At 58.4% G+C, this 20,398-nt stretch carries 15 protein-coding genes; 11 read left to right on the top strand and 4 right to left on the bottom strand.

Annotation, left to right across the window (positions count from 1 at the left end; genetic code table 11):
* The coding region (gene psaA, locus NW841_RS04560) for a photosystem I core protein PsaA (protein ID WP_414385582.1) at nucleotides 1-1,349 on the bottom strand (1,349 nt) is incomplete at its 3' end.
* A gap of 331 nt (nucleotides 1,350-1,680) precedes the next feature.
* On the opposite strand from psaA, the gene ureC reads away from it, so the two are divergent.
* The 7 genes from ureC to NW841_RS04525 all read left to right on the top strand — a co-directional run bounded on the left by ureC (nucleotide 1,681) and on the right by NW841_RS04525 (nucleotide 12,980).
* Complete coding sequence (gene ureC, locus NW841_RS04555; protein WP_414335744.1) at nucleotides 1,681-3,399, top strand: urease subunit alpha; 1,719 nt, start codon at nucleotides 1,681-1,683, stop codon at nucleotides 3,397-3,399.
* 412 nt (nucleotides 3,400-3,811) lie between these two features.
* Nucleotides 3,812-5,080 (top strand): metallophosphoesterase family protein, encoded by a 1,269-nt coding sequence (locus NW841_RS04550; protein ID WP_414385579.1) that lies wholly within the window; start codon nucleotides 3,812-3,814, stop codon nucleotides 5,078-5,080.
* A gap of 2 nt (nucleotides 5,081-5,082) precedes the next feature.
* Nucleotides 5,083-8,679 carry an AAA family ATPase gene (locus NW841_RS04545; RefSeq protein ID WP_414385578.1) on the top strand — a complete coding sequence of 1,199 codons (3,597 nt, stop codon included), beginning with the start codon at nucleotides 5,083-5,085 and terminating at the stop codon, nucleotides 8,677-8,679.
* Nucleotides 8,669-9,862 (top strand): DNA double-strand break repair nuclease NurA, encoded by a 1,194-nt coding sequence (locus NW841_RS04540; RefSeq protein WP_414385576.1) that lies wholly within the window; start codon nucleotides 8,669-8,671, stop codon nucleotides 9,860-9,862. Before NW841_RS04545 ends, NW841_RS04540 begins: the two co-directional genes overlap by 11 nt.
* Nucleotides 9,859-10,452, top strand: a complete 594-nt coding sequence (locus tag NW841_RS04535) for a hypothetical protein (protein ID WP_414334988.1) — start codon at nucleotides 9,859-9,861, stop codon at nucleotides 10,450-10,452. The genes NW841_RS04540 and NW841_RS04535 overlap by 4 nt, the downstream gene beginning before the upstream one ends.
* The gene (locus tag NW841_RS04530; protein WP_414376261.1) at nucleotides 10,452-12,176 is read left to right on the top strand and encodes an ATP-binding protein; all 1,725 of its coding nucleotides are present in this window, start codon (nucleotides 10,452-10,454) and stop codon (nucleotides 12,174-12,176) included. The genes NW841_RS04535 and NW841_RS04530 overlap by 1 nt, the downstream gene beginning before the upstream one ends.
* 234 nt (nucleotides 12,177-12,410) lie before the next feature.
* A complete protein-coding gene (locus tag NW841_RS04525; protein WP_414385575.1) occupies nucleotides 12,411-12,980 on the top strand; it encodes a hypothetical protein in 570 nt (189 codons plus the stop codon).
* A 146-nt stretch (nucleotides 12,981-13,126) separates the two neighbouring features.
* Here NW841_RS04525 and NW841_RS04520 read toward each other — a convergent pair whose 3' ends face one another.
* Nucleotides 13,127-14,317: a M20 metallopeptidase family protein gene (locus tag NW841_RS04520; RefSeq protein WP_414366207.1), complete on the bottom strand. Its 1,191-nt coding sequence runs from the start codon at nucleotides 14,315-14,317 to the stop codon at nucleotides 13,127-13,129.
* 121 nt (nucleotides 14,318-14,438) lie between these two features.
* Nucleotides 14,439-15,224, bottom strand: a complete 786-nt coding sequence (gene hisA, locus NW841_RS04515; protein WP_414335765.1) for a 1-(5-phosphoribosyl)-5-[(5-phosphoribosylamino)methylideneamino]imidazole-4-carboxamide isomerase — start codon at nucleotides 15,222-15,224, stop codon at nucleotides 14,439-14,441.
* Nucleotides 15,225-15,312: 88 nt separating this feature from the next.
* Between hisA and NW841_RS04510 the strand changes: the two genes are divergently transcribed.
* Nucleotides 15,313-16,659, top strand: a complete 1,347-nt coding sequence (locus NW841_RS04510) for a 16S rRNA (cytosine(967)-C(5))-methyltransferase (protein WP_414385573.1) — start codon at nucleotides 15,313-15,315, stop codon at nucleotides 16,657-16,659.
* Between the two features lie 33 nt (nucleotides 16,660-16,692).
* A complete protein-coding gene (locus tag NW841_RS04505) occupies nucleotides 16,693-17,505 on the top strand; it encodes a TrmH family RNA methyltransferase (protein WP_414335762.1) in 813 nt (270 codons plus the stop codon).
* Between the two features lie 15 nt (nucleotides 17,506-17,520).
* Here NW841_RS04505 and recA read toward each other — a convergent pair whose 3' ends face one another.
* Nucleotides 17,521-18,648, bottom strand: a complete 1,128-nt coding sequence (gene recA, locus NW841_RS04500; protein WP_414335760.1) for a recombinase RecA — start codon at nucleotides 18,646-18,648, stop codon at nucleotides 17,521-17,523.
* 226 nt (nucleotides 18,649-18,874) lie between these two features.
* Here recA and lgt point away from each other — a divergent pair, with 226 nt between their 5' ends.
* Both lgt and tsaE read left to right on the top strand, forming a co-directional pair.
* The gene (gene lgt, locus NW841_RS04495; RefSeq protein ID WP_414347756.1) at nucleotides 18,875-19,723 is read left to right on the top strand and encodes a prolipoprotein diacylglyceryl transferase; all 849 of its coding nucleotides are present in this window, start codon (nucleotides 18,875-18,877) and stop codon (nucleotides 19,721-19,723) included.
* A 3-nt stretch (nucleotides 19,724-19,726) separates the two neighbouring features.
* A complete protein-coding gene (gene tsaE, locus NW841_RS04490; protein WP_414385570.1) occupies nucleotides 19,727-20,347 on the top strand; it encodes a tRNA (adenosine(37)-N6)-threonylcarbamoyltransferase complex ATPase subunit type 1 TsaE in 621 nt (206 codons plus the stop codon).
* The last annotated feature ends 51 nt before the right edge of the window (nucleotides 20,348-20,398 follow it).

Genomic DNA, 20,398 nt, shown 5'->3' with positions numbered 1-20,398 from the left:
AACAGACACACCCAGTTCAGGTGGCTGATGATGGCGTCGCGGTGGCGGATTACCCGATCCAGCACGTTGTTGCGGTTTACCGCTGGATCATAGTCCCGCACCATGTAGATGGCCCCGTGGGCAGCGCCGCCAACAATGAACAGTCCCCCTATCCACATGTGGTGGGTAAAGAGGGAGATCTGCGTGGCGTAGTCGATGCCCATGTAGGGGTAGGGGTTCATGGCGTACATGTGCTGGGCCACGATGATGCTCAGGGATCCCACCATGGCCAGGTTGATGGCCAGTTGGGCATGCCAGGAGGTGGTCAGCACTTCGTAGAGACCCTTGTGGCCTTCGCCGGTGAAGGGACCCTTGTGGGCTTCCAGGATCTCTTTAATGGAGTGGCCGATGCCCCAGTTGGTGCGGTACATGTGGCCCGCCACGATAAACAGCACCGCAATGGCCAGGTGGTGGTGGGCCTGATCCGTCAGCCAGAGGGCGCCGGTTTGCGGATCCAAGCCCCCCTTGAAGGTGAGGAACTCCGCGTACTTGCCCCAGTCCAACGTAAAGAAAGGCACCACCCCGCTGAAGAAGCCCCAATCCACACTGGGGAACATCTCCTTCATCAGGGCCGGCTTGAGGATGAACTCGTGGGGCAGAGGGATCTGAGCCGCCGGCACGCCCGCATCCAACATCTTGTTGATGGGGATGGCCACATGAATTTGGTGACCGGCCCAGGCCAGAGAACCTAGCCCCAGCAGGCCCGCCAGGTGGTGGTTGAGCATCGACTCCACGTTCTGGAACCACTCCAGCTTGGGAGCCCGCTTGTGGTAGTGGAACCAGCCGGCAAACAGGCAGAGGCCAGCCATCACCAAGCCACCAATAGCGGTGCAGAGGAGTTGAAACTCATTGGTGATGCCGGCAGCCCGCCAGAGGTGAAAGAGGCCCGACGTGATGCGGATCCCTTCAAAGCCGCCGCCCACATCGCCGTTGAGGATCTCCTGGCCAAAAATGGGCCAGACCACTTGGGCGCTGGGCTTGATATTGATCGGATCCGCCAGCCAAGCGGAGTAGTTGGAGAACTGAGCGCCGTGGTAGTACATGCCGCTCAGCCAGACAAAGACCACCGCCAGGTGGCCGAAGTGCGCAGAAAAGATCTTGCGAGAGACGTCTTCTAGGTCGCTGGTGTGACTATCGAAGTCATGAGCAAGAGCGTGGAGGTTCCAGATCCAGGTCGTGGTCTTGGGGCCACGCGCCAGGCTGCGATCGAAGTGTCCCGGCTTGGCCCATTTCTCAAATGAGGTGGGAACCGGATCGATATCAACCGTCACCTTAACCTTTGGCTCTCGCTCCTTGGGTGTAGTTGTCATCAAGAACTCCTCTCTTGCGACAAGGAACGAAGCATTCCCGCCCATCGTCAGGAAACCCCCCAGGGCGGGACTTACCAGGCATTATAGGTCAGGGTTTGTAAACCCCCCGTCGCTTCACAATAATTAAACGAGGGATCCCTTGTCTGATCGGGGTCGGCGTCGATTGGCAATCGTTTTTCCAATTGTAGATGTAAATATATGTAACGAATTTTCACCAACCCAATCTGCTCTGGTGAAATGAACGCTGGGAACTGGGCAACGGGCAGCAAGGGATCCTCTGGGTGGGGATATGTGGTAGAAAGCTGACAGCTTCCTGCGCAGATGTCCTTCTATGACTCTGGAAATTCCCCGTCGCCAGTACGTCAGCAACTACGGCCCCACAGTAGGGGATCGAGTGCGTCTGGCGGATACCGAGCTGATCATCGAGGTGGAGCAGGATTTCACCACCTACGGCGAGGAGATTAAGTTCGGCGGCGGCAAGACCATCCGCGACGGCATGGGGCAATCGCCGACGGCCACCCGCGCCAACGGGGCTCTGGATCTGGTGATCACCAACGCCCTGATCTTGGACTGGTGGGGCATCGTCAAAGCCGATGTGGGCATTCGCGACGGCTACATTGTCGGCATCGGCAAGGCCGGCAACCCCAACATCCAGACGGGGGTGACACCAGGCATGGTGGTTGGCCCCAGCACCGAGGTGATTGCCGGCGAAAACTTGATCCTGACGGCAGGCGGGATCGACGCCCATGTGCATTTCATTTGTCCTCAACTGTGCGAGTTTGCCATCGCTTCGGGAGTGACTACCCTTTTGGGTGGCGGAACCGGGCCGGCCACAGGCAGCAACGCCACCACCTGCACACCGGGGGCCTGGAACTTGGGGAAGATGTTGCAGGCGGCGGAAGGGTTTCCGGTCAACTTGGGCTTTTTTGGCAAGGGGAACGCGGCGTTTCCTGAAGCTCTGCGGGAGCAGGTGGAAGCGGGGGCCTGCGGGCTGAAGATCCACGAAGACTGGGGATCGACGCCGGCGGTGATCGATAGCTGTCTGCAGGTTTCGGATGAATACGACATCCAGACCCTGATCCACACCGATACCTTAAATGAGTCGGCCTTTGTGGAAGATACCATCGCCGCCATCAATGGCCGCACCATTCACACCTTTCATACTGAAGGGGCCGGAGGTGGGCACGCCCCCGACATCATCCGCATTGCTTCCGAGCCCAACGTGCTGCCCAGCTCCACCAATCCCACCCGTCCCTTTACCCGCAACACCATCGAAGAGCACCTGGACATGCTGATGGTGTGCCATCACCTGAGCAAAGAGGTGCCAGAGGACATTGCTTTTGCCGAAAGCCGCATTCGCCCCCAAACCATTGCCGCCGAAGACATCTTGCACGACATGGGGGCCCTCAGCATCATCTCTTCCGACTCCCAGGCCATGGGCCGGGTGGGAGAAGTGATCATTCGCACCTGGCAGACCGCCCACAAAATGAAAGTGCAACGGGGGCCTCTGCCGCAGGATAGCAGCCGCAACGACAACTTTCGGGCCAAGCGTTACGTAGCCAAGTACACCATCTGCCCTGCCATTGCCCAGGGCCTCAGCCACATCATCGGCTCGGTAGAGGTGGGCAAGCTGGCGGATCTGTGCCTGTGGAAGCCGGCTTTCTTTGGGGTTAAGCCGGAGATCGTCCTGAAGGGGGGCTTGATTGCCTATGCCCAAATGGGGGATCCCAACGCCTCGATTCCAACCCCGCAGCCGGTGTACCCTCGGCCTATGTTCGGCAGCTTTGGCCGCGCCCTGAGCGAGACCAGCCTGCTCTTTGTCTCCCAGGCTGCCCTAGACCTGGGGATCCCAGAAAAACTGGGGATCCAACGCCGGGCCGTAGCGGTCAAGAATTGCCGCGAGATTGGCAAGGCGGATTTGAAACTCAACAGCAGCACCCCTCACATCGAGGTCAACCCGGAGACGTATGAAGTACGGGCCGATGGAGAATTGCTCACCTGTGAGCCGGCAGAAGTCCTGCCGATGGCGCAACGATACTTTTTGTTCTAGGCTAGCGGCAGCAAGTAGCGTCTCGCGGCTTCTGGGCTTTCAGGAGAGGGGCCGGAGCCTCTGGAGCCGTTGGCTAATGTCACCGGATCCGTAGCCAGCAGCGGCGGGGCGGCACCTACCTCTAGTGGTGGCAATGCGGGCAAAGCTGCAAATGACCGGGCAGGGATCCCTATATCGGGTTGAGCACTAGGGTTTGTCTGGTAAACGAATCCCGGCACTTCCCGACCCTTATCTTCGTTGAGTCAACACACCATGGCTTACGCCACGCTGCGCGAACCGATAGCGTATTGTGGCACGAACGGCTTTCATCCCGACACTGATTGGCTCTTGGGTAAACACAGTTCACCCCTACAGTGCGGGGCTTCCCGCCGATTAAGCTAAACTGTGGGCAATTTGCTGGCAGGTTCGGGCGATGGCCACTTCTACCTGCACCTTTTTGCATCTAGCCGATGTGCATCTGGGCTACGACCGCTACAACAGCCCGGAGCGGAGCAAAGATTTCTTTTTGGCCTTTCGGGATGTGGTGCGCCGCCATGCCATCCAGAACCCGGTGGATTTTGTCCTCATCGCCGGGGATCTGTTTGAGCATCGGCAAATTCAGCCTGGCGTCCTCAACCAAGCCCAGATTGTCTTGCGGGAGCTAAAGCAGGCCGGGATCCCCGTCTTGGCCATTGAGGGCAACCACGACAATCGCCCCTACGGTGTCAAGACCAGTTGGCTGCGATACTTGGCTGATCACGGCGAACTGATCCTGCTGGAGCCGGAAGCAGGAGAGGAGGGTTTGGAGCTGCGCCCCTGGGCAGGGGGGCGGGGGGGCTATCTAGACCTGCCCTGTGGGGTACGGGTGATCGGATCCCAGTGGTACGGGTCGGCGGCCCCCAAGTCCATCGAGCAGTTGGCGGCGGCCATTCGCCGGCTGCCCCCCGGGCCCGAGCGGGTGGTGTTGATGTTTCACCACGGGCTGGAGGGGCAAATTGCCCGTTACCAAGGGGCCTTGCGCTACCGGGATCTGCTGCCTTTGCGGGAGGCGGGGGTGGGCTACCTGGCTTTGGGGCACATCCACAAAAGCTATACGGAAGAGGGCTGGATCTTCAATCCCGGATCCCTGGAGGCCAACAGTAGCGCCGAGTGGGACTTTCCGCGGGGAGCCTACCGCGTTTGCTGGGGAGATGGCCCGCCTCAGGCTGAGCTGGTGCAGGACTACTATCGGCGGCCTCACCGACGGATCTCTCTCGAAGCCAAGGGCCGGGAAACCCCCGAAGAGATTGTTGCAGCCGCAATTGCCTTGGCCAAGGGATCCGACCTTCCCGAAAGTGGGCTAGAGCCAATGGTGGAGTTTCGGCTGGTGGGGCAGGTGGGCTTTGCCAAGCACGAGCTGGATAGCCGCGCCCTGCAGCAGCAGATTCAGCAGCTTACCGGTGCCCTGCTGGTTCTCTTCCGCTTCGAAGCCACTACTTTGGAGATCGGGTCGGCTGCTCTTTCCCTCGAAGAAGAAGGGCGCAGGCTGCAAATTGAAGAGAAAATCTACAGGGATCTGCTGAGCAGCCATGCCCACTACCGCAAGCGCAGCGAAGAGCTGGCACGGTTACTCTTGGATCTCAAAGAGAAAATCCTGGACGGGCAAGGCGAAGCGGAAGTGTATGCTCACCTGAGCGGCGCCTTTCTGGGGGAAGAAGACTGACCATGCGGATCCTCTCTCTGGCTCTACAGAACTTCAAGTCTCATGAGGACGCCTTCTTCGAGTTTGAGCCCGGTATCAACGCCATTTGTGGAGAAAATGGAGCAGGCAAGACCAGCATTCTAGAGGCCATCGCCTGGGTTTTGTTTGACTACTGCCCCTACAACCAAGAAGAACTCATCCGCACAGGCGCCAACGATGCGGTGGCTACTGTCCAGTTTATTTCCCAGTGGGATCAGCGCACCTATGACGTTCGTCGCAGTGTCAGCCAGGGATATCGCCTCTTCGATCCGCAATTGAAGCAGCGCCTAGATTACGAGCGCAAGGCAGATGTGCTGGCGTGGCTGAGGCAACATTTGGGCGTGCCCGCTGGTACTGATTTGGCACGGCTCTTTGCCACAACCATTGGGGTACCCCAGGGCACTTTCACCGCAGATTTTCTCAAAACCAGTCGGGAGCGGAAAGAAGTTTTCGACCGCATCTTGAAGGTAGAAGAGTACCAGCAAGTTGCAAAGGATCTGCTGGCAGTTGAAAAATACAGTGAGGCGCAAGTTTTGGCCGTCAAGCATCAAATTGAGCTGCTCCATCAACAGATGCAAGACTGGGATCCACTCCAAGTAGAGCAGCAGAGAATTGAGCAAGAACTGAGGCATTGGCAGGAGCGCTTAAGCCACCATACCCATACCTTGGCCGAGGTGAAGTTGGAGCTGGAGCGGCTGGAGAAGCTGCTTGCGCAAATCCAAACGCTCGACCAGCAAATTGCTCAACTGGAGCAAGAGGGATCCCTGCTGGCAGTAGCCCTTGAGCAAGCCGAAAAGCTGTGGGCAGAGGCCCAGCAAGCGCAGGTACAACAACAGCGCCATCAAGAGGGATCCCAGCGCTTTCTGGCCATAGAAGATCGGTTGCGGGAGCTGGAAAAGCAACGGCAGCAGCGCCTGGAGTGGCTGAAGCAGCGGGAGGGCCTGCTCTCGCAAAAGCAGAACCTCGAAAACCAACTGGCGAGGCTGCAGGAAAAACTAAGCCAACAACAGCGCTGGAAGCAGGAGCTAGAGGAGCTGGCTCCCCAGATTCAAGCCCAAGAGGAGCTGGAGCGCCGACAAAGCCACTGGGCTCAGCAGCTCGACACCTTGCTCCAACTGCACCGCGACTGGGAGCAGCTTCAGGGAGAATGGTCAGCCCACGCCGGGCGCTGTCAACTGCTGCAAAGCCGCGTCCAAGAGGCTGAACAGGCGCAGGCCATTTGTCAACAGCACCAATCAGCCTACAGGCGTTATCTGGAGTTGGAGGCTTGGGTGGCAGAGCAAGAGGCGTTGCGACGAACACGGCAGACCTTGACAGCTCAGCGGGAAACTTTACGGCAGCAGCTCCACCAACTCCAATTGCGAGAATCCGAATATCGACAACAGCTCCACCTCTTCCACAAAATGGAGGAGGAAAAGCTACACCTGCAAACTCTCTGCGAAAAGCAAATTGCTCTGGAACAACGGTACTCTCAAATTGGCCAGAAGTTGGCCTCTTTTCAGGCCCTGCGCCTAGAACTAAGACAGAGAGAAACAGAACAGGAACAGGGCCGGGCCCAGTTGGAACAGTTGCGGCTGCAGCTTCGACAGCGACAGGCCGATCGAGAGCACGTAGCCAAGATTCCCCTCCTTGAGGCTCAACAAGAGCGACTGCAAACTCAGCTCAGCCGCCTGGCTGCGGCGCGGCAATTTCAGCAGGAACTCCAAGCCCTTGTCGAGCAGGGCTCTCACCAACTGGCCCAGCACAACCACAGCATTCAAAGTCTTGTGGAGGAGCTGGCCGCTTGCCAACAGAGTTATCCGCAACTCCAACCTCTATGGCAGCGGATCCCGCAAGTTCTGGCCCAGTCTTCAGCCCTCAGCCAACAGCTACTGCAATCCATCCAACAGATTCTCCAGGATCTTTCCCCGCAAACTTGCGAGCCTCAGTTACGCCAGCAACTGGCCGATATCCAGAAGCAACTCAAGACTTTGCAGCCCCTGCTTGGCTTAACGGCGCAGATTCCCGAGTTAGAAGCTCAAATTCAACAGTTGCTGCAATGGCAAAACGAACGCCAGAGCAAAATTGAGGATCTTCAGTGGAGCCTCGAGGCGGAGCCGGACTTTCTTCGGCAACAACAGGAAATTGGCCAAGCGCTGCAGGCACTAGGGGATCCCAAAGGACAAATCCAGCGCCTGGAAAAGGAGCTCAACCATAAGCCGAGAGTTGAGCAAGAGTACCAGCAAGTTGTAGCCAGCATCCAGCAACTTGAACAACAGATACAAACCCTGGAGCAGCAGCTTCAGCCACTTGCCGATCTAGACGAGAGAATTGCCGCTTTACGGGAGGAGCAGAGCTGCCATCGCAACAGCTATGAAACCGTTATCCGTATGCAACCACTTGTCCAAAGTTTGCCACAACGAAAAGATGAACTGCAAGCAGCTCAGTTAGCCCTAGAACAGATCCAGCAAGCCAAGCAGGAAAAACAAGCCCAAATTGATCGCTGGGAGAAAACAGAGGGATCCCAAGATTACCTGCAAGCCCAAATTGCAAAAGCTGCTGAAACCTTGAAGTCCCTGGGGGATCCCAGAAGCCGGGCCGAGCGGCTGAAAGCAGAGCTCAAGCTGGAAAGACAGTACCTGCAAACGCAGGCAGGGTACCTACAGCAAATCCAGGATTTGGAGGCAGCACTCCGTCCCCTTGAGGAAGCGCTGCTGCAAACTGAGCACTTGGATCGAGAGCTGGGATCCCTGCAAGAACAGCGCGAACACTACCGAGCGGATCACGAGCAATATCTACGTCTGGAGCCTATTGCCAAACTGCTCCCCCAACGAGAACAAAAGCTCAGTGAACTGAAGGCGCAACAGCAAGCATTGCAAACCCAACTGTCCCGATTACGGGCAGAGCGGGATCCTTTGGCTTCCCTCTATCAGCCTCAGGAGCACCAACGTCTGCACTCCCTTTTGCAGGCCACCGAAATTCAAAAGGCCGAGGCCCAAGCTCGCCTGGAAAGCCTTGCCCCTCAACTGCAGAAAATCCAGGAAAGGTTACAGCAACTGGAGCGGGTGAGAGAAACCTTAAAACAAGTTGAGACGCAACGCATCGAGAAAGAGCGGCTGCATCGCTTCATTAAGTTTAGCCGAGATACCTACAAAAAGGCCGGCCCCCAAATTACCCAATACTATCTACAGCAGATCAACAACATTGCCGATCACCTCTTCCGGGAAATCCTCAACCGCCCCAATGTTGCCCTCACCTGGGAGGCCGACTACGAGATCCGCGTTCAAGAGGGAGGCGGCCCCAAACGACGTTTTGCCAGCCTCTCTGGAGGAGAGCAGATGTCGGCAGCTCTGGCAGTTCGCCTGGCTTTGCTCAAGGTGTTAGGACAGTTGGATATTGCCTTCTTCGACGAGCCCACCACCAACATGGACGCCCAGCGGCGACAGCGGTTGGCAGAGGCCATCACCAATTTGCGATCTTTTGAGCAGCTATTTGTAATCAGCCATGACGATACCTTTGAGCAAGTAACGGAGAACATCATTCGGGTGGAGAGGCACTCCGGCTCTGACCAGATGAGGAGGGATCCCATCTATGGTATTTAGAGCTGACCGGGTTCTGGCGGTATTGCAGCAAAAGCGAGAGGCTTTCGTGACTTTTGATCAAGGGCTATCGGAGCGCAGAGAAGGGTATCGGCAGGCCATGAAAAGCTTGTGCCGGTGGTCGAGCGCAGAGATTGCTGAAAAAACAGCGCTTTTGGACTTTCCCGGTGCCCTGCCCACTCAAGAATGGGATCTTCATTCCAGTTGGGCAATTCCTTTTAAGCAGCAATGGGCCAGCTACGAAGAAAGCTGTGAGTGGGCAAAGTCAGTTATCAAAAATATTCCCACCTTTGCAGTAGACGGATCCCAGATCTATCCCAGCAAGGATCTGTCGATCCCGGTGGCCTTGGTGCAGATCGGCTGGTATGAGAATCATCACTGTGCCCAAGGCCTGTATGAGAAAGATATTCAAGTCGATGTACTGACTCCAAAGGATTTGGGATCCGATAGCAGCGGTGAGCCCAAAGAGCGCGTTGTCAACATGCGTCGCTTTCAAATGGAAACAGAAAAGCTGGTGGAATATATCCGGAGAGCTCAGCCTGGATCCCGAAAGTTGGCCTTTTTAGATGGGGCGTTGGTGGCTACCTTCGCGGAAGCTCTTGAGCCGGAAAGCCGAGATTTCTACGTACAATGTTTACTCCAGGTGCTGCGGGCCAGCGAGCAAAACCGGATCCCCATCGTTGCCTACATCGACACCACCTATACCTCGGATCTGGTGACATTGCTGCGGCATTGCTTCGATCTTCCTGAAGCTCCTCAGCTCCACGATGCCCAATTGCTCAGCCCCTGGCTAGAGTGGGGGGAGCGCACGCCTTTTTTTATCTGCGCTCGTGGCGGCAGCCTCAACCCTCAAGATGGGATCCTCAACTCCTACCAAGAAATGCGGGAGCGGGTGGGATTTATTTATTTGCGCACTAACAACAACTTTCCGGCCCGGCTGGAGATACCGGTTTGGGTTTATGAGGCAGGACTTTTGGACTGGGTGGTGGATCTGGTGCGCTGCGAGGTGATCATTGGAAGAGGCTATCCCTATGTGTTGGAGACAGCCGATCAAATAGCCGTCATTCGCAACGAAGATCGCAACCTTTTCCTGCGCCTGATGCAAGATTGGGCAAGCCGCGAGAAGCTCAGCCTCAGGTTATCTCAGAAAACGGTGAGTAAACTGCAGCGGAGGCGGGTTCGATGAGATTGGGCAAGGTGGTTCGCTCCAACAATCACTGCGACTACGTAGTGCAGGTGGATGACATCTTAGAAGTCAAGAATCCTCCCTCTCCCGACGACTATGGCTTTGGCAGCTTTGTTAAGCTGGAGAGCGATCAACGGCACTGGGCTGTGGGTCTGGTCTATAACACCCAAATTGTCAACCCACTCTTTCTCAACTCCGGCCCACGCCTTTCCAGCCAGCCGGATCCCTATTTTTCCCCTGATTTACAAAACGAGGTGCGCACACTGCTTTCGGTGGTTCTCATCGGAGCTTTGGACGAAGAGCGGGGCTGTGGCCGGCAAGGGATCCCGCGCGTGGTGGTGCCCGTAAACACACCCGTTTTTCGCATGAGCCAAGAAGAAATCCTACGTTTTCACCAAGATCCCCAAGGTCAAACCCAGTTTTCGTATTATGGATTGCTCTTGAGCAGCGGTGGCAACTTTGCTGACCACCTTATTTATCAAGTCTTGAACGATATCATACCCATGTTTTCCGATCCAGCCCAACAGCGGGCCCTGCAAATTCTAAGCAAAGAATTGGCCTGGAAAATGACTGTAGGAGCGATGCGCTGATGACCAAAAAAACTGTAGGGATGCCTCAGCCCTCTGAGAATGGGCGCTATCCAAAAGCTGTTTTCTCCTCTGATGAAGAGGCCCCAGAGGTAATCGGCACCGTCAAGGGCCCCGGTGAAACCCCCAACCAATATGTGTTTATCACTTCCAATACCCAAGCCGTAAGGGTAGGCGATTTTGTCTACTATGAAGTGCGGGATCTCCAGTCCCAAACCCTGCAAATCCTAGGCAAAATCAGCCAAGTCCAGCTTTTGGATCACATTCCCGATCGCATCTTTGCCGACACCGAGATCGATCCCAGCACCATTGTGGCTTTGGTGGGCTTTACCCATCCCAACCCAGAAATCTACGCAGTTACCGTCGAGGTCATCGGCTATTTTCACCGCGCCATGGGCTTTATTAACCCCCGTCGCCCTCCGGATCCCGGTGCCAAAGTCTTTTTGGCCTCCAATCGTCTGCTGAAATCGATTTTGAACAAACGGGATGAAACAGCCATTGGGGGCGCTCACTTGGGCAGTTTGCTGTTGCGCGATGAGGGAGCGGTGCCCGTGGTGCTGGATGTCAAGGAAATGGTTAGCACCCATCTGGCTATTTTGGCAGGGACGGGATCCGGAAAATCGTATACGGCGGGGGTCTTGATTGAAGAGTTGATGTTGCCCAAAAACCGGGCTGCTGTTCTTATTTTTGATCCTCATGGGGAATACCATACGCTGGCAGAGATGCAGTCCCACCCCAAGTTTTTGGGCGAAGACGGCTACCGCCCTAAGGTTAAGGTTCTCTCCCCACAAGAAATTAAGATCCGCGTGTCTTCTCTCAACTTTTTCGATATCCTTACCCTCCTGCCAGAGACCACCGACCGGCAGAAATCTTTCCTAGAGAAGGCTTTCCGCAAGGTTACCCAGTTTAATCCAGTACGTTGGACGATTCAGGATCTGATCGACGCCGTCAACGAAGCGGATTCCAAGGAAGATGGATCTCAAGGATCCTCAGCACCTGCCCTGGAGTGGAAGCTGGAGCAGATCGATCGCTCTCCCTATTTCAGCAATGTAGAACACCTGGCTCCAAAGGATTTGTTTGAGCCAGGGCAGGTAACCATCTTACAAATGCACGAGATTAGCCAGGAAGAGCAGCAGGTGATTGCCGCTGCTATTCTGCGCCAGGCCAATTACGCCCGCATTAACACCCATAAAGGCAAGATCCAGCCGGGGGATGAAAATTACCTGCCCTATCCTGTTTTTATCTTGTTGGAAGAGGCCCATCGCTTTGCTCCTGCCCACGAGCCTTCCCGCTGCAAGCAGGTGTTGCGCACCATCCTTAGCGAAGGACGCAAGTTTGGACTGGGAGTAGGTCTCATTACGCAACGCCCCGGCAAGTTGGACTCGGATATTCTGTCGCAATGCATGAGCCAATTTTTGATGCGAATCGTCAACCCTTCCGATCAAGAAAACCTGCGCCACAGCGTTGAGGCTGCCGGACGGGATCTGCTCCAAGAATTGCCGGCTTTGAGCAAGGGTCAGGTAATCGTCTCCGGTGTGTGTGTCAATACCCCTGTTCTGTGTAAAGTGCGGCAGCGCTACACCCAGCATGGTGGCGAAACCCTAGATATCCTCGGCTTGTGGCAAAATCACTTTCAGGCGCATCGCCAACGGGATCGCCTGGCCCAATCTGCTCCCCTTAAGCCACGTCCTCAGCCTCAAGTGGTTGAGGGATTGAGTATTGACTAGAGATCCTCAAAAGCTGAGGTCAACCAGCAGCCGAGCATCCTGTCTATAAATGTTGAGTCAAAAAATCCATGCAGTTTAGAACGGTTCATGACCGTCCCTTGTAGGTTGCGACACTTCCCAAGTGCTCCGGGATCCCAAGCTTTTCTGCTCAGGAGAGATGAGCATTGCAGCTCAAAAAATAGTTTCACGACCATTTGGAACGCTAGTTTGCTGCCAGCGGAGAAGAAAGTTGTGGTGAGGAAACAAGCTCTTTGGCGAAGTTGGGTGGGCATTGCCGCTGTGGCTCTACTGAGATCCGGCCCTGCCTATGCCCAGTTGCGGCTGATCCCTGAGGCGGCGCGGCAGGTCTACGCGGCCTTGCCAGATTTGCCGCTGGAAAATGGCTATACCCCCGTGAACCCCAATGACGGCGGCCCCGCGCCCGAGGAAGATACCTTGGTGCGGCGGATGATGGTCTACCACCTGCAGGTGGTCGGTCGCTCTCCTACCGACCGCTTTGACTGGCAACTGACGCTAGCGGACTATTTGGACGCCAATGAGCCGATAGTTGCCCAGCGCTACCCGGGTGCCGAGCGCCTGACGGTTAACCCCTATGCCCAAGACAAGGCAGCCGTGCAAGCCCTGACCCGGCAACAGCGACAGGCCCTGCTGCGGGCCATTCTGCTGGCCTTCGGCGGGGATCCCGATCCCAAGCCCCTGTACATTCCCACCGCCTTGAACCCTGTCCCTGCCCCGCCCACCCCAGAACCGCTGCAACGCTTGCCGATCCCCGGCGCTGGATCCGCCGACCTACTCCGGCCCTAGAGGCGACCCCTCACCCCCGGCCCCTCTCCCTGAGGCCCTCACCCCCAGCCCCTCTCCCTCAGGGAGAGGGGAGCTAGGACTTGACGTAGCGAGCGGCTTCGTCAGTTATATTCCAGTCGCCATAGCTTTTCTGGGAAGTGCTCCCCTCAGCCCAAAGTCTTTCCGGTGTAGTTTTCAATGCAGCGCAAGAACAGCTCCACGCCAATGCCGAGAGCAGCTTCATCAAAGTCAAAGCGGGGATGGTGATGGGGATAATCTAGTCCTTTGGCAGGGTTGGCGGATCCCAGGAAAAAGTAGCAGCCGGGCACCTCGTTGAGGAAAAACGAGACATCTTCCCCGCCCAGGGTCATCTCAGAAACGATCGCGGCTTCTGAACCAAACACCTGGCGGGCGGCTTGTTCTACCAGGGCTGCTATGGCAGGGTCATTGTGAACCGCCGGATAGCCCCGCTCGTACTGGAACTCGTAGGTGGCCCCGTAGGCTTGGCAAATGCCGGCCACGATTTCTTCAATACGCCTTGCCAGCAAATCCCGCACTTCCGGCTGAAAGCTGCGCACGGTGCCCCAAATCTCTGCCCTGGGAGCGATGACGTTGAAAGTATCGCCGGCCCGGAAGCGGCCCACCGTCACCACCGCCGGCTGCAGTGGATCCACGTTGCGGGAGACGATGGTCTGCAAAGCGCTCACAATGTGGGATCCGACCACAATGGCATCCACCGTCTGCTGGGGAAGAGCGGCATGGCCGCCCCGTCCAATGACCTCGATTTGAAAGCGATCGGCAAAGGCCATCGAGGGGCCACTTTTGACGCCAATGGTGCCCAGAGGACGGTTGTTCCACAGGTGTAAGCCGAGGATGGCTTCTACATCTGGGTTCTTCAGCACCCCCGCTTCCACCATTGGCTTGGCTCCGCCGGGACCTTCTTCAGCGGGCTGGAAAATGACTTTGACGGTGCCTCTGAGGCTTTGGCGCTGCTGCTGCAGCAGCTTGGCGGTGCCCAGGGCAATGGCCGTGTGGCCATCATGGCCGCAGGCGTGCATAACGTTGGGGATGGCGGAACGGTATTCGACTTCGTTGGCCTCGTGAATGGGTAGGGCATCCATGTCGGCCCGCAGCGCCAAAACCGGCCCTGGCTCTTCTCCCGCGATGGTGGCCACAATGCCGGTGTGGGCGATGCCGGTCTGGTGCGGGATCCCCCAACTTCTCAGGCGGTGGCTGATGTAGGCGGCAGTTTGCTTCTCTTGGAAACCCAGCTCTGGGTACTTATGCAAGTGGCGGCGCCAGGCCACCAACTCCGGCTGTAAGGCTTGAACGGCGGGGCGAAGGGCGGGAACTTCCATAAACGCCTAGACAAGAGTCAGTCTGGGGAAGAGCTTCCTTCCCAGTTGGTTTCCCAGAAGCTGTTTAGTTACATGTCGGTTTCATAGAGTATGGCAAAAATTTTGCCAGGGCTGTTTCTTCCTAGGCCCACCGGGATCCCGTTTCTGGCGGCAGATCTTGCCAGCGGCCCGGCCCCACGGCGCGCAACGCCTCCGGCAGGGAGATGGCTCCTGAGTAAAGGGCCTTGCCCAGAATGGCTCCGGCCAAACCCGGCAAGCTCAGCAGGGCAAGTAAGTCCGTCAGCGAGCCGATGCCCCCAGAGGCAATCACCGGCAGGCGGGAAACAGCCAGAACCTGCCGCAACTGCTCCAGGTTGGGGCCGGCCAGGGTGCCATCCCGGCCAATGTCGGTGTAGATGATCCCGGCAGCCCCTTGAGCTTGTACCCGTTGCACCAGTTCGGTGGCCGGCAGGGGGGTGGTGTTCAGCCAGCCGCGGGTAGCCACCTGCCCTTGGCGGGCGTCAATCCCCACCCAGATGCGTCCTGGCAAGGCCTGAGTCATCGCCTCTAGAGTGTTGGGATCCTCCACAGCGACAGTGCCGACGATCACCCGATCTACCCCCAAGTCCAGCAACTGCCGCGCCTGTTCGAGAGATCGGATCCCGCCCCCCACCTGCACCGGGATGGCCAGTTTGCGGACGATGTCTGCAATGATGGGCAAGTTAACCGGATCCCCGCTTTTGGCCCCGTCCAGGTCTACCACGTGCAGGCGAGGCGCCCCTTGGGCAGCCCAGATTTCTGCCTGCTGGATGGGGTCGGCGGCCACCTGTTCCGCCTGGGCGTAATCGCCTTGGTAAAGACGCACGGCGCGGCCCTGCAAAAGGTCGATGGCGGGGATCACCTCGAGAAAGACACTGGCGTGAGGCATGATGGGATCCCTGGAGAAGAGCTTTTCCAGTATCGCCCAGCGGGGATCCTGGACAAGGGCAGCGGATAGGAAAACCTTTGGGGCGACCATGAACGCGCGTCAACTGGCCCTCTTGGCTCTGCAGAAGATCGAGCGGCAAAACGCCTACGCCGACCTGGTGCTGGAGCACCTGTTGGCCCATAGCCGCCTGATCCCCGCCGACCGGCACCTGGTCAGCGAGCTAGTGTACGGCATTACCCGCCGTCGCCGCACCCTTGATGCCCTGATCGACTGCTTTGCCCGCCGCTCTGCCCACCAGCAACCGCCCGACTTGCGGCTGATTCTGCACCTTGGCCTTTACCAACTGGCTTTTCTGGATCACATCCCCCCCAGCGCCGCCATCCACACCAGCGTGGAATTGGCCCGCCAGGTGGGCCTGGGATCCCTGACAGGGGTGGTGAACGGCATCTTGCGTGCCTACCAGCGGCAAGCGTTGGATGGGGCGGAAAAGGATCCCCTCAAGCCCTTACAGGACACGCTGCCCACGGATCCGATTCAGGCCTTGGGGATCCGGCACAGCTTTCCCGACTGGCTGGTGCGCCTCTGGTGGGAGCGCCTGGGGCCAGCCGAGACCGAGCAGTTGTGCGCCTGGTTCAACCGAGCGCCCCACCTGGATCTGCGGGTTAACCCGCTGCGGGCAGATGTGAACAAAGTCATTCAAGCCTTGGCAGAAGTGGGGATCCCCGCCTCACCCATCCCTGAGGTGCCGGGCGCCCTGCGGCTAGGGCGGCCTGCCGGCGATATCAGGGCCCTGCCGGGCTTTGCCCAGGGCTGGTGGAGTGTTCAGGATGCCAGCGCCCAGCAGGTGGTGCATTGGCTGGATCCCCAGCCAGGGGAACGGGTGATTGACTGCTGTGCCGCCCCCGGCGGCAAGACCACCCACATGGCCGAGCAGATGCAGGATCGCGGCGAGATCTGGGCCCTGGATCGCCATCCCCACCGCCTGCGGCGCCTAGAGGAAAATGTGCAGCGCTTAGGCTTGCGCTCGATCCGTCCCCTGGCCATCGACCTGTTATCCCTGAGCGCCGCTGCCGAACCCCCTGCCCCCCTGCCCCCCTGGCAGAGCGCCGACCGGGTGTTGCTGGACGCTCCCTGCTCCGGCCTGGGAACCCTGCACCGCCATGCCGATGCCCGCTGGCGCCAAACCCCCGATCAGGTGCAGGAGCTGGCCCATCTGCAGGGTCGGCTGTTGCAGGTGGCAGCCCGTTGGCTCAAGCCGGGCGGACTGTTGGTGTACGCCACCTGCACCCTGCATCCTGCCGAAAACGAGGCGGTCATCCAGTCTTTTCTGAACCGGCATCCCCACTGGGCCGCCGAAGGGGATCCCCTGCTCATCTGGCCCCATCGCCAGGATCGGGATGGATTTTTTATCCAACGGCTGCGCCGCTGCGATTAAGCCTTCCCCGTCCCATCTCTCCCCTTCCTCCGCATGGCTTCTGAGCTGCTCACCAGCCCAAAAAACCCTTGGATCCGGCAGTTGCGGCAGTTGCACCGCAGCAAAGGCCGGCGGGAACAGGGCGCCTTCTTAATAGAGGGATCCCACCTCCTCGAAGAGGCGCTGGGGGTCGGCTGGCCTCTGCGAGCTGTCTGCTACACCTTCGATTGGGCCGAGCGTCATCCCCAGTTGTTGGCCAGCCTGCCCCAGCATCTGCGGCGGCAGGCCGTCAGCCTAGAAGTGATGGCGGCCCTCTCTACCACCGAGTCTCCGGAAGGGGTTGTAGCTGTGGCCGTTAGCCGGCAAATCGCCTCCCCTCCCCCAGAGGCGTTGCGCCTGGGCTTGGTGGTCGAAGCCCTGCAAGATCCAGGTAATTTGGGATCCCTGATCCGCGTCGTGGCGGCCACCGGAGCTGATGGCCTCTGGCTAAGCGCAGACAGCGTCGATCCGGAAAACCCCAAAGTCCTGCGGGCCTCCGCCGGCCAGTGGTTTCGCCGCCCGCCGCAAGTCTTGCCCGACCTGCCCACCTGGATCCAGGCCTGTCGTCGCCAAGGGATCCAAGTTTTGGCCGCCACCCTCTCCCCTCTGGCCACCTGCCATTGGGATCACGACCTCACCCGGCCAACCCTTTTTCTCTTGGGCAACGAAGGGGCTGGCCTAAAGGCATCCACCATCCAGCAGGCCGATGCCCAGGTGCGGATCCCGATGGCCGAGGGCGTCGAATCCCTCAACGTGGCCATGACAGGGGGATTGCTGCTCTACGAAGCTTTGCGCCAGCGGCGAGCCCAGTTGAGAGACACAGCTTAAAGAGCCGCCCTCGTTTCACAACTCCTCATCTGCAAAGATGGGGGCCTCAATCTCTTCCTGCTCTCCCTCCTCCATCCCCCCCGGTCGGCTGGCAGAAACCGTTACCCCTGCAGAAAGTTTTTCCCGCACAGCCGCTTCCACCTCCGCCAGGATCTCCGGCTTTTCTTTCAGGTAAACGACCAGATTGTCTCTCCCTTGGGCCACATTCTCCTCTTTGTAGCTGTACCAGGAACCGCGTCGTTTGAGAATGCCCATCTCCTCAGCCAAATCGACAATGCAGCCGATGTTGGAGATGCCCTGGCCGAAGATGATGTCAAATTCTGCCCGCCGGAAGGGGGGAGCAACTTTGTTTTTCACCACCTTGACCCGCGCTCGGATCCCGTATTCTTCAGCACCTTTTTTTAGAGTTTGCACGCGGCGAATATCCAGCCGCACCGACGCATAGAACTTGAGGGCATTGCCGCCGGTGGTGGTTTCCTGGGGGCCGTAGCCCATGCCGCCGATTTTGGAGCGCAACTGGTTAAGGAACAGAACAATTGATCCGGTTTTGCTGACGTTGCCGGCAATCTTGCGCAGTGCTTGGCTCATCAGGCGGGCCTGTAGTCCCATGTGGGCATCTCCCATATCCCCCTCGATCTCGGCGCGGGGAACCAGCGCTGCCACCGAGTCCACCACCACAATGTCCACAGCAGCAGATCGCACCAGTTGATCGACGATCTCCAAAGCTGCCTCCCCCGTGTCTGGCTGGGAGATGAGCAGATTCTGGATATCCACCCCCAAAGCTGCTGCATAAGTGGGATCCAGCGCGTGCTCGGCATCCACAAAGGCGGCTGTTCCCCCTCGTTTTTGCACCTCGGCAATGGCGTGCAGAGCAACCGAGGTTTTCCCAGAAGATTCCGGCCCGAAGACTTCGATGATTCGCCCCTTGGGGTAGCCACCGCCCATGGCCAAGTCGAGGGTGATAGCGCCACTGGGTATGGTCTCCACCCGCATCTGGGCCGCATCTCCCAAGCGCATGATCGCCCCTTTGCCGAAATTGCGCTCGATCTGGCCCAACACCTGATCCAGAGCTTTGCGTTTCTCCGACTTCAACTTGTCCAAGTCGTCTCCATTGTTCACGGCAGAAGCTTTGCTTCGGGTCATGGCCAGCACCCTCCCCCAGGAGTTGCGGTGGAAAATCGAGCCTGCATTCTAACATTGTCGCCTTGTTGCCCTCAGCGGATCCCTTTATCTCCCTCCAAATTGGAGTCAGCTCGTACCTTGCCTCAGTTCCCAGCTCCCCTCTCCCTCAGGGAGAGGGGCTGGGGGTGAGGGTCGCAGAATAGGTAGAGTGAGCTAGAAAGACCAGTTCAGGAATACCGCCGTGCTCATGACCCTGGTGTTGCAATCCCCCGGTCCAATTGTGTTCACCTGGGGCCCCTTCAGCCTGCGTTGGTATGGCCTGCTGATCGGCTTAGCCATGGTGCTGGGCTTGCTCCTGGCCCGCCACCTGGCGGCACGGCGCGGTCTTCCCCCCAATTCCATGTCTGATCTGCTGCTGTGGCTGGTGGTGGGATCCCTGCCCCTTGCCCGTTTTTACTACGTGGCTTTTGAGTGGGAGCGATATCGAGATGGCCCTTGGTGGAAAGTCCTGGCCCTCTGGCAGGGGGGGATGGCCATCCATGGCGCTTTGCTGGGGGGCAGTGCGGCACTTTACCTATTTGCCCGCCGGCAGCGGCTGAACTTCTGGCTGCTGGCCGATTGCATCGTTCCTTCCCTCAGCCTTGGCCAGAGCATCGGTCGCTGGGGCAACTTCTTCAACAACGAGGCCTATGGAGAGGTTTTGCCTCCGGATAGTTCTCTGTGGATCCAGCTACAGCTCCCCGACGGATCCCGTGTGCATCCCACTTTTCTGTACGAGTCCCTCTGGAACTTGGGCCTCTTCGGGATCCTGCTCTTTTTGAGCTATCGGCGTCAGCCTCCGCCTGGTAGCCTCCTGGGTCTCTACCTGCTGGGGTATAGCCTTGGACGCTTCTGGATCGAGGGGCTGCGCACCGACAGCCTCATGCTGGGGTCCTTGCGAGTGGCCCAGGGAGTGAGCCTGTTGCTCATCGGAGCTGGCTTGGCCGTGATGCTGACCGCCCAAAGACGTGCTTCTGCTCACCTAAGCCCAGTGAGGCCCTCACCTGATCTCTCGACAGGGATCCCCACCCCTGAGCACCCCTCGAAGGAGCCGTAAGCCATGGCGAGCGCACGAGATGAAGAGCTTTGGCAACAAGCTTCTCCTCTGGTGTTGCCCTCTGCCGCTGCCACCCAATCGCTGGCGGCCCTGGTAGCCCAGGCTGCCGTTCGCCTCCTTGACTCTTCAGGCCAGCAACACAACCCCCAGGGCAGGAGCAGGATAAACTCCCCTCCCGGCCTAGTGATCCTTCTAGAAGGGAACCTGGGCAGCGGCAAAACCACCTTTGTACAGGGCCTAGGCCAGGGCTTGGGGATCCCTGAACCCATCGACAGCCCCACCTTCGTGCTGCTCCAGGAATACCACACCGGACAGATCCCTCTTTTTCATTGCGATCTCTACCGTCTGGGATCCCCCTCTGGCGGAGCCGAGTCCTCAGCTCTCGACGATCTGGGGCTGGAAGAACTTTGGAGCCAAGCTGGGATCACCGCCATCGAATGGCCTCAGTACCTGCCCTACTTGCCAGCAACCTACCTCTGGCTGCGCCTAGAACCCGATCCTCAGGCAGAGGGATCCCGCCTGCTGTACGCCAAGGGCAGGGGATCCCAGCTTGCCCACCTTTGGCAGCAAGTTCTCTCTCGATTCACCCAGCAAGACCGTAAACTACCCGGCTCCGACCGCTAAGCGGTACGGAGCGGGCTTAAGCGCTACGCGCCGCTGACGCGAATGGTAGCC

The organism is Synechococcus sp. H60.3 (genome assembly GCF_047462295.1).
Lineage (GTDB): Bacteria > Cyanobacteriota > Cyanobacteriia > Thermostichales > Thermostichaceae > Thermostichus.
The sequence above is the reverse complement of the archived record's forward strand: the minus strand, read 5'-3'. Positions and strand labels throughout refer to the sequence as shown.

Coding starts and splice junctions, on each gene's coding strand:
- NW841_RS04530 (WP_414376261.1), top strand. CDS start 10,452: ATGACCAAAAAAACTGTAGGGATGCCTCAGCCCTCTGAGAATGGGCGC.
- NW841_RS04545 (WP_414385578.1), top strand. CDS start 5,083: ATGCGGATCCTCTCTCTGGCTCTACAGAACTTCAAGTCTCATGAGGAC.
- NW841_RS04510 (WP_414385573.1), top strand. CDS start 15,313: ATGAACGCGCGTCAACTGGCCCTCTTGGCTCTGCAGAAGATCGAGCGG.
- NW841_RS04540 (WP_414385576.1), top strand. CDS start 8,669: ATGGTATTTAGAGCTGACCGGGTTCTGGCGGTATTGCAGCAAAAGCGA.
- hisA (WP_414335765.1), bottom strand. CDS start 15,224: ATGCCTCACGCCAGTGTCTTTCTCGAGGTGATCCCCGCCATCGACCTT.
- NW841_RS04550 (WP_414385579.1), top strand. CDS start 3,812: ATGGCCACTTCTACCTGCACCTTTTTGCATCTAGCCGATGTGCATCTG.
- NW841_RS04535 (WP_414334988.1), top strand. CDS start 9,859: ATGAGATTGGGCAAGGTGGTTCGCTCCAACAATCACTGCGACTACGTA.
- lgt (WP_414347756.1), top strand. CDS start 18,875: ATGACCCTGGTGTTGCAATCCCCCGGTCCAATTGTGTTCACCTGGGGC.
- NW841_RS04505 (WP_414335762.1), top strand. CDS start 16,693: ATGGCTTCTGAGCTGCTCACCAGCCCAAAAAACCCTTGGATCCGGCAG.
- ureC (WP_414335744.1), top strand. CDS start 1,681: ATGACTCTGGAAATTCCCCGTCGCCAGTACGTCAGCAACTACGGCCCC.
- recA (WP_414335760.1), bottom strand. CDS start 18,648: ATGACCCGAAGCAAAGCTTCTGCCGTGAACAATGGAGACGACTTGGAC.
- tsaE (WP_414385570.1), top strand. CDS start 19,727: ATGGCGAGCGCACGAGATGAAGAGCTTTGGCAACAAGCTTCTCCTCTG.
- NW841_RS04520 (WP_414366207.1), bottom strand. CDS start 14,317: ATGGAAGTTCCCGCCCTTCGCCCCGCCGTTCAAGCCTTACAGCCGGAG.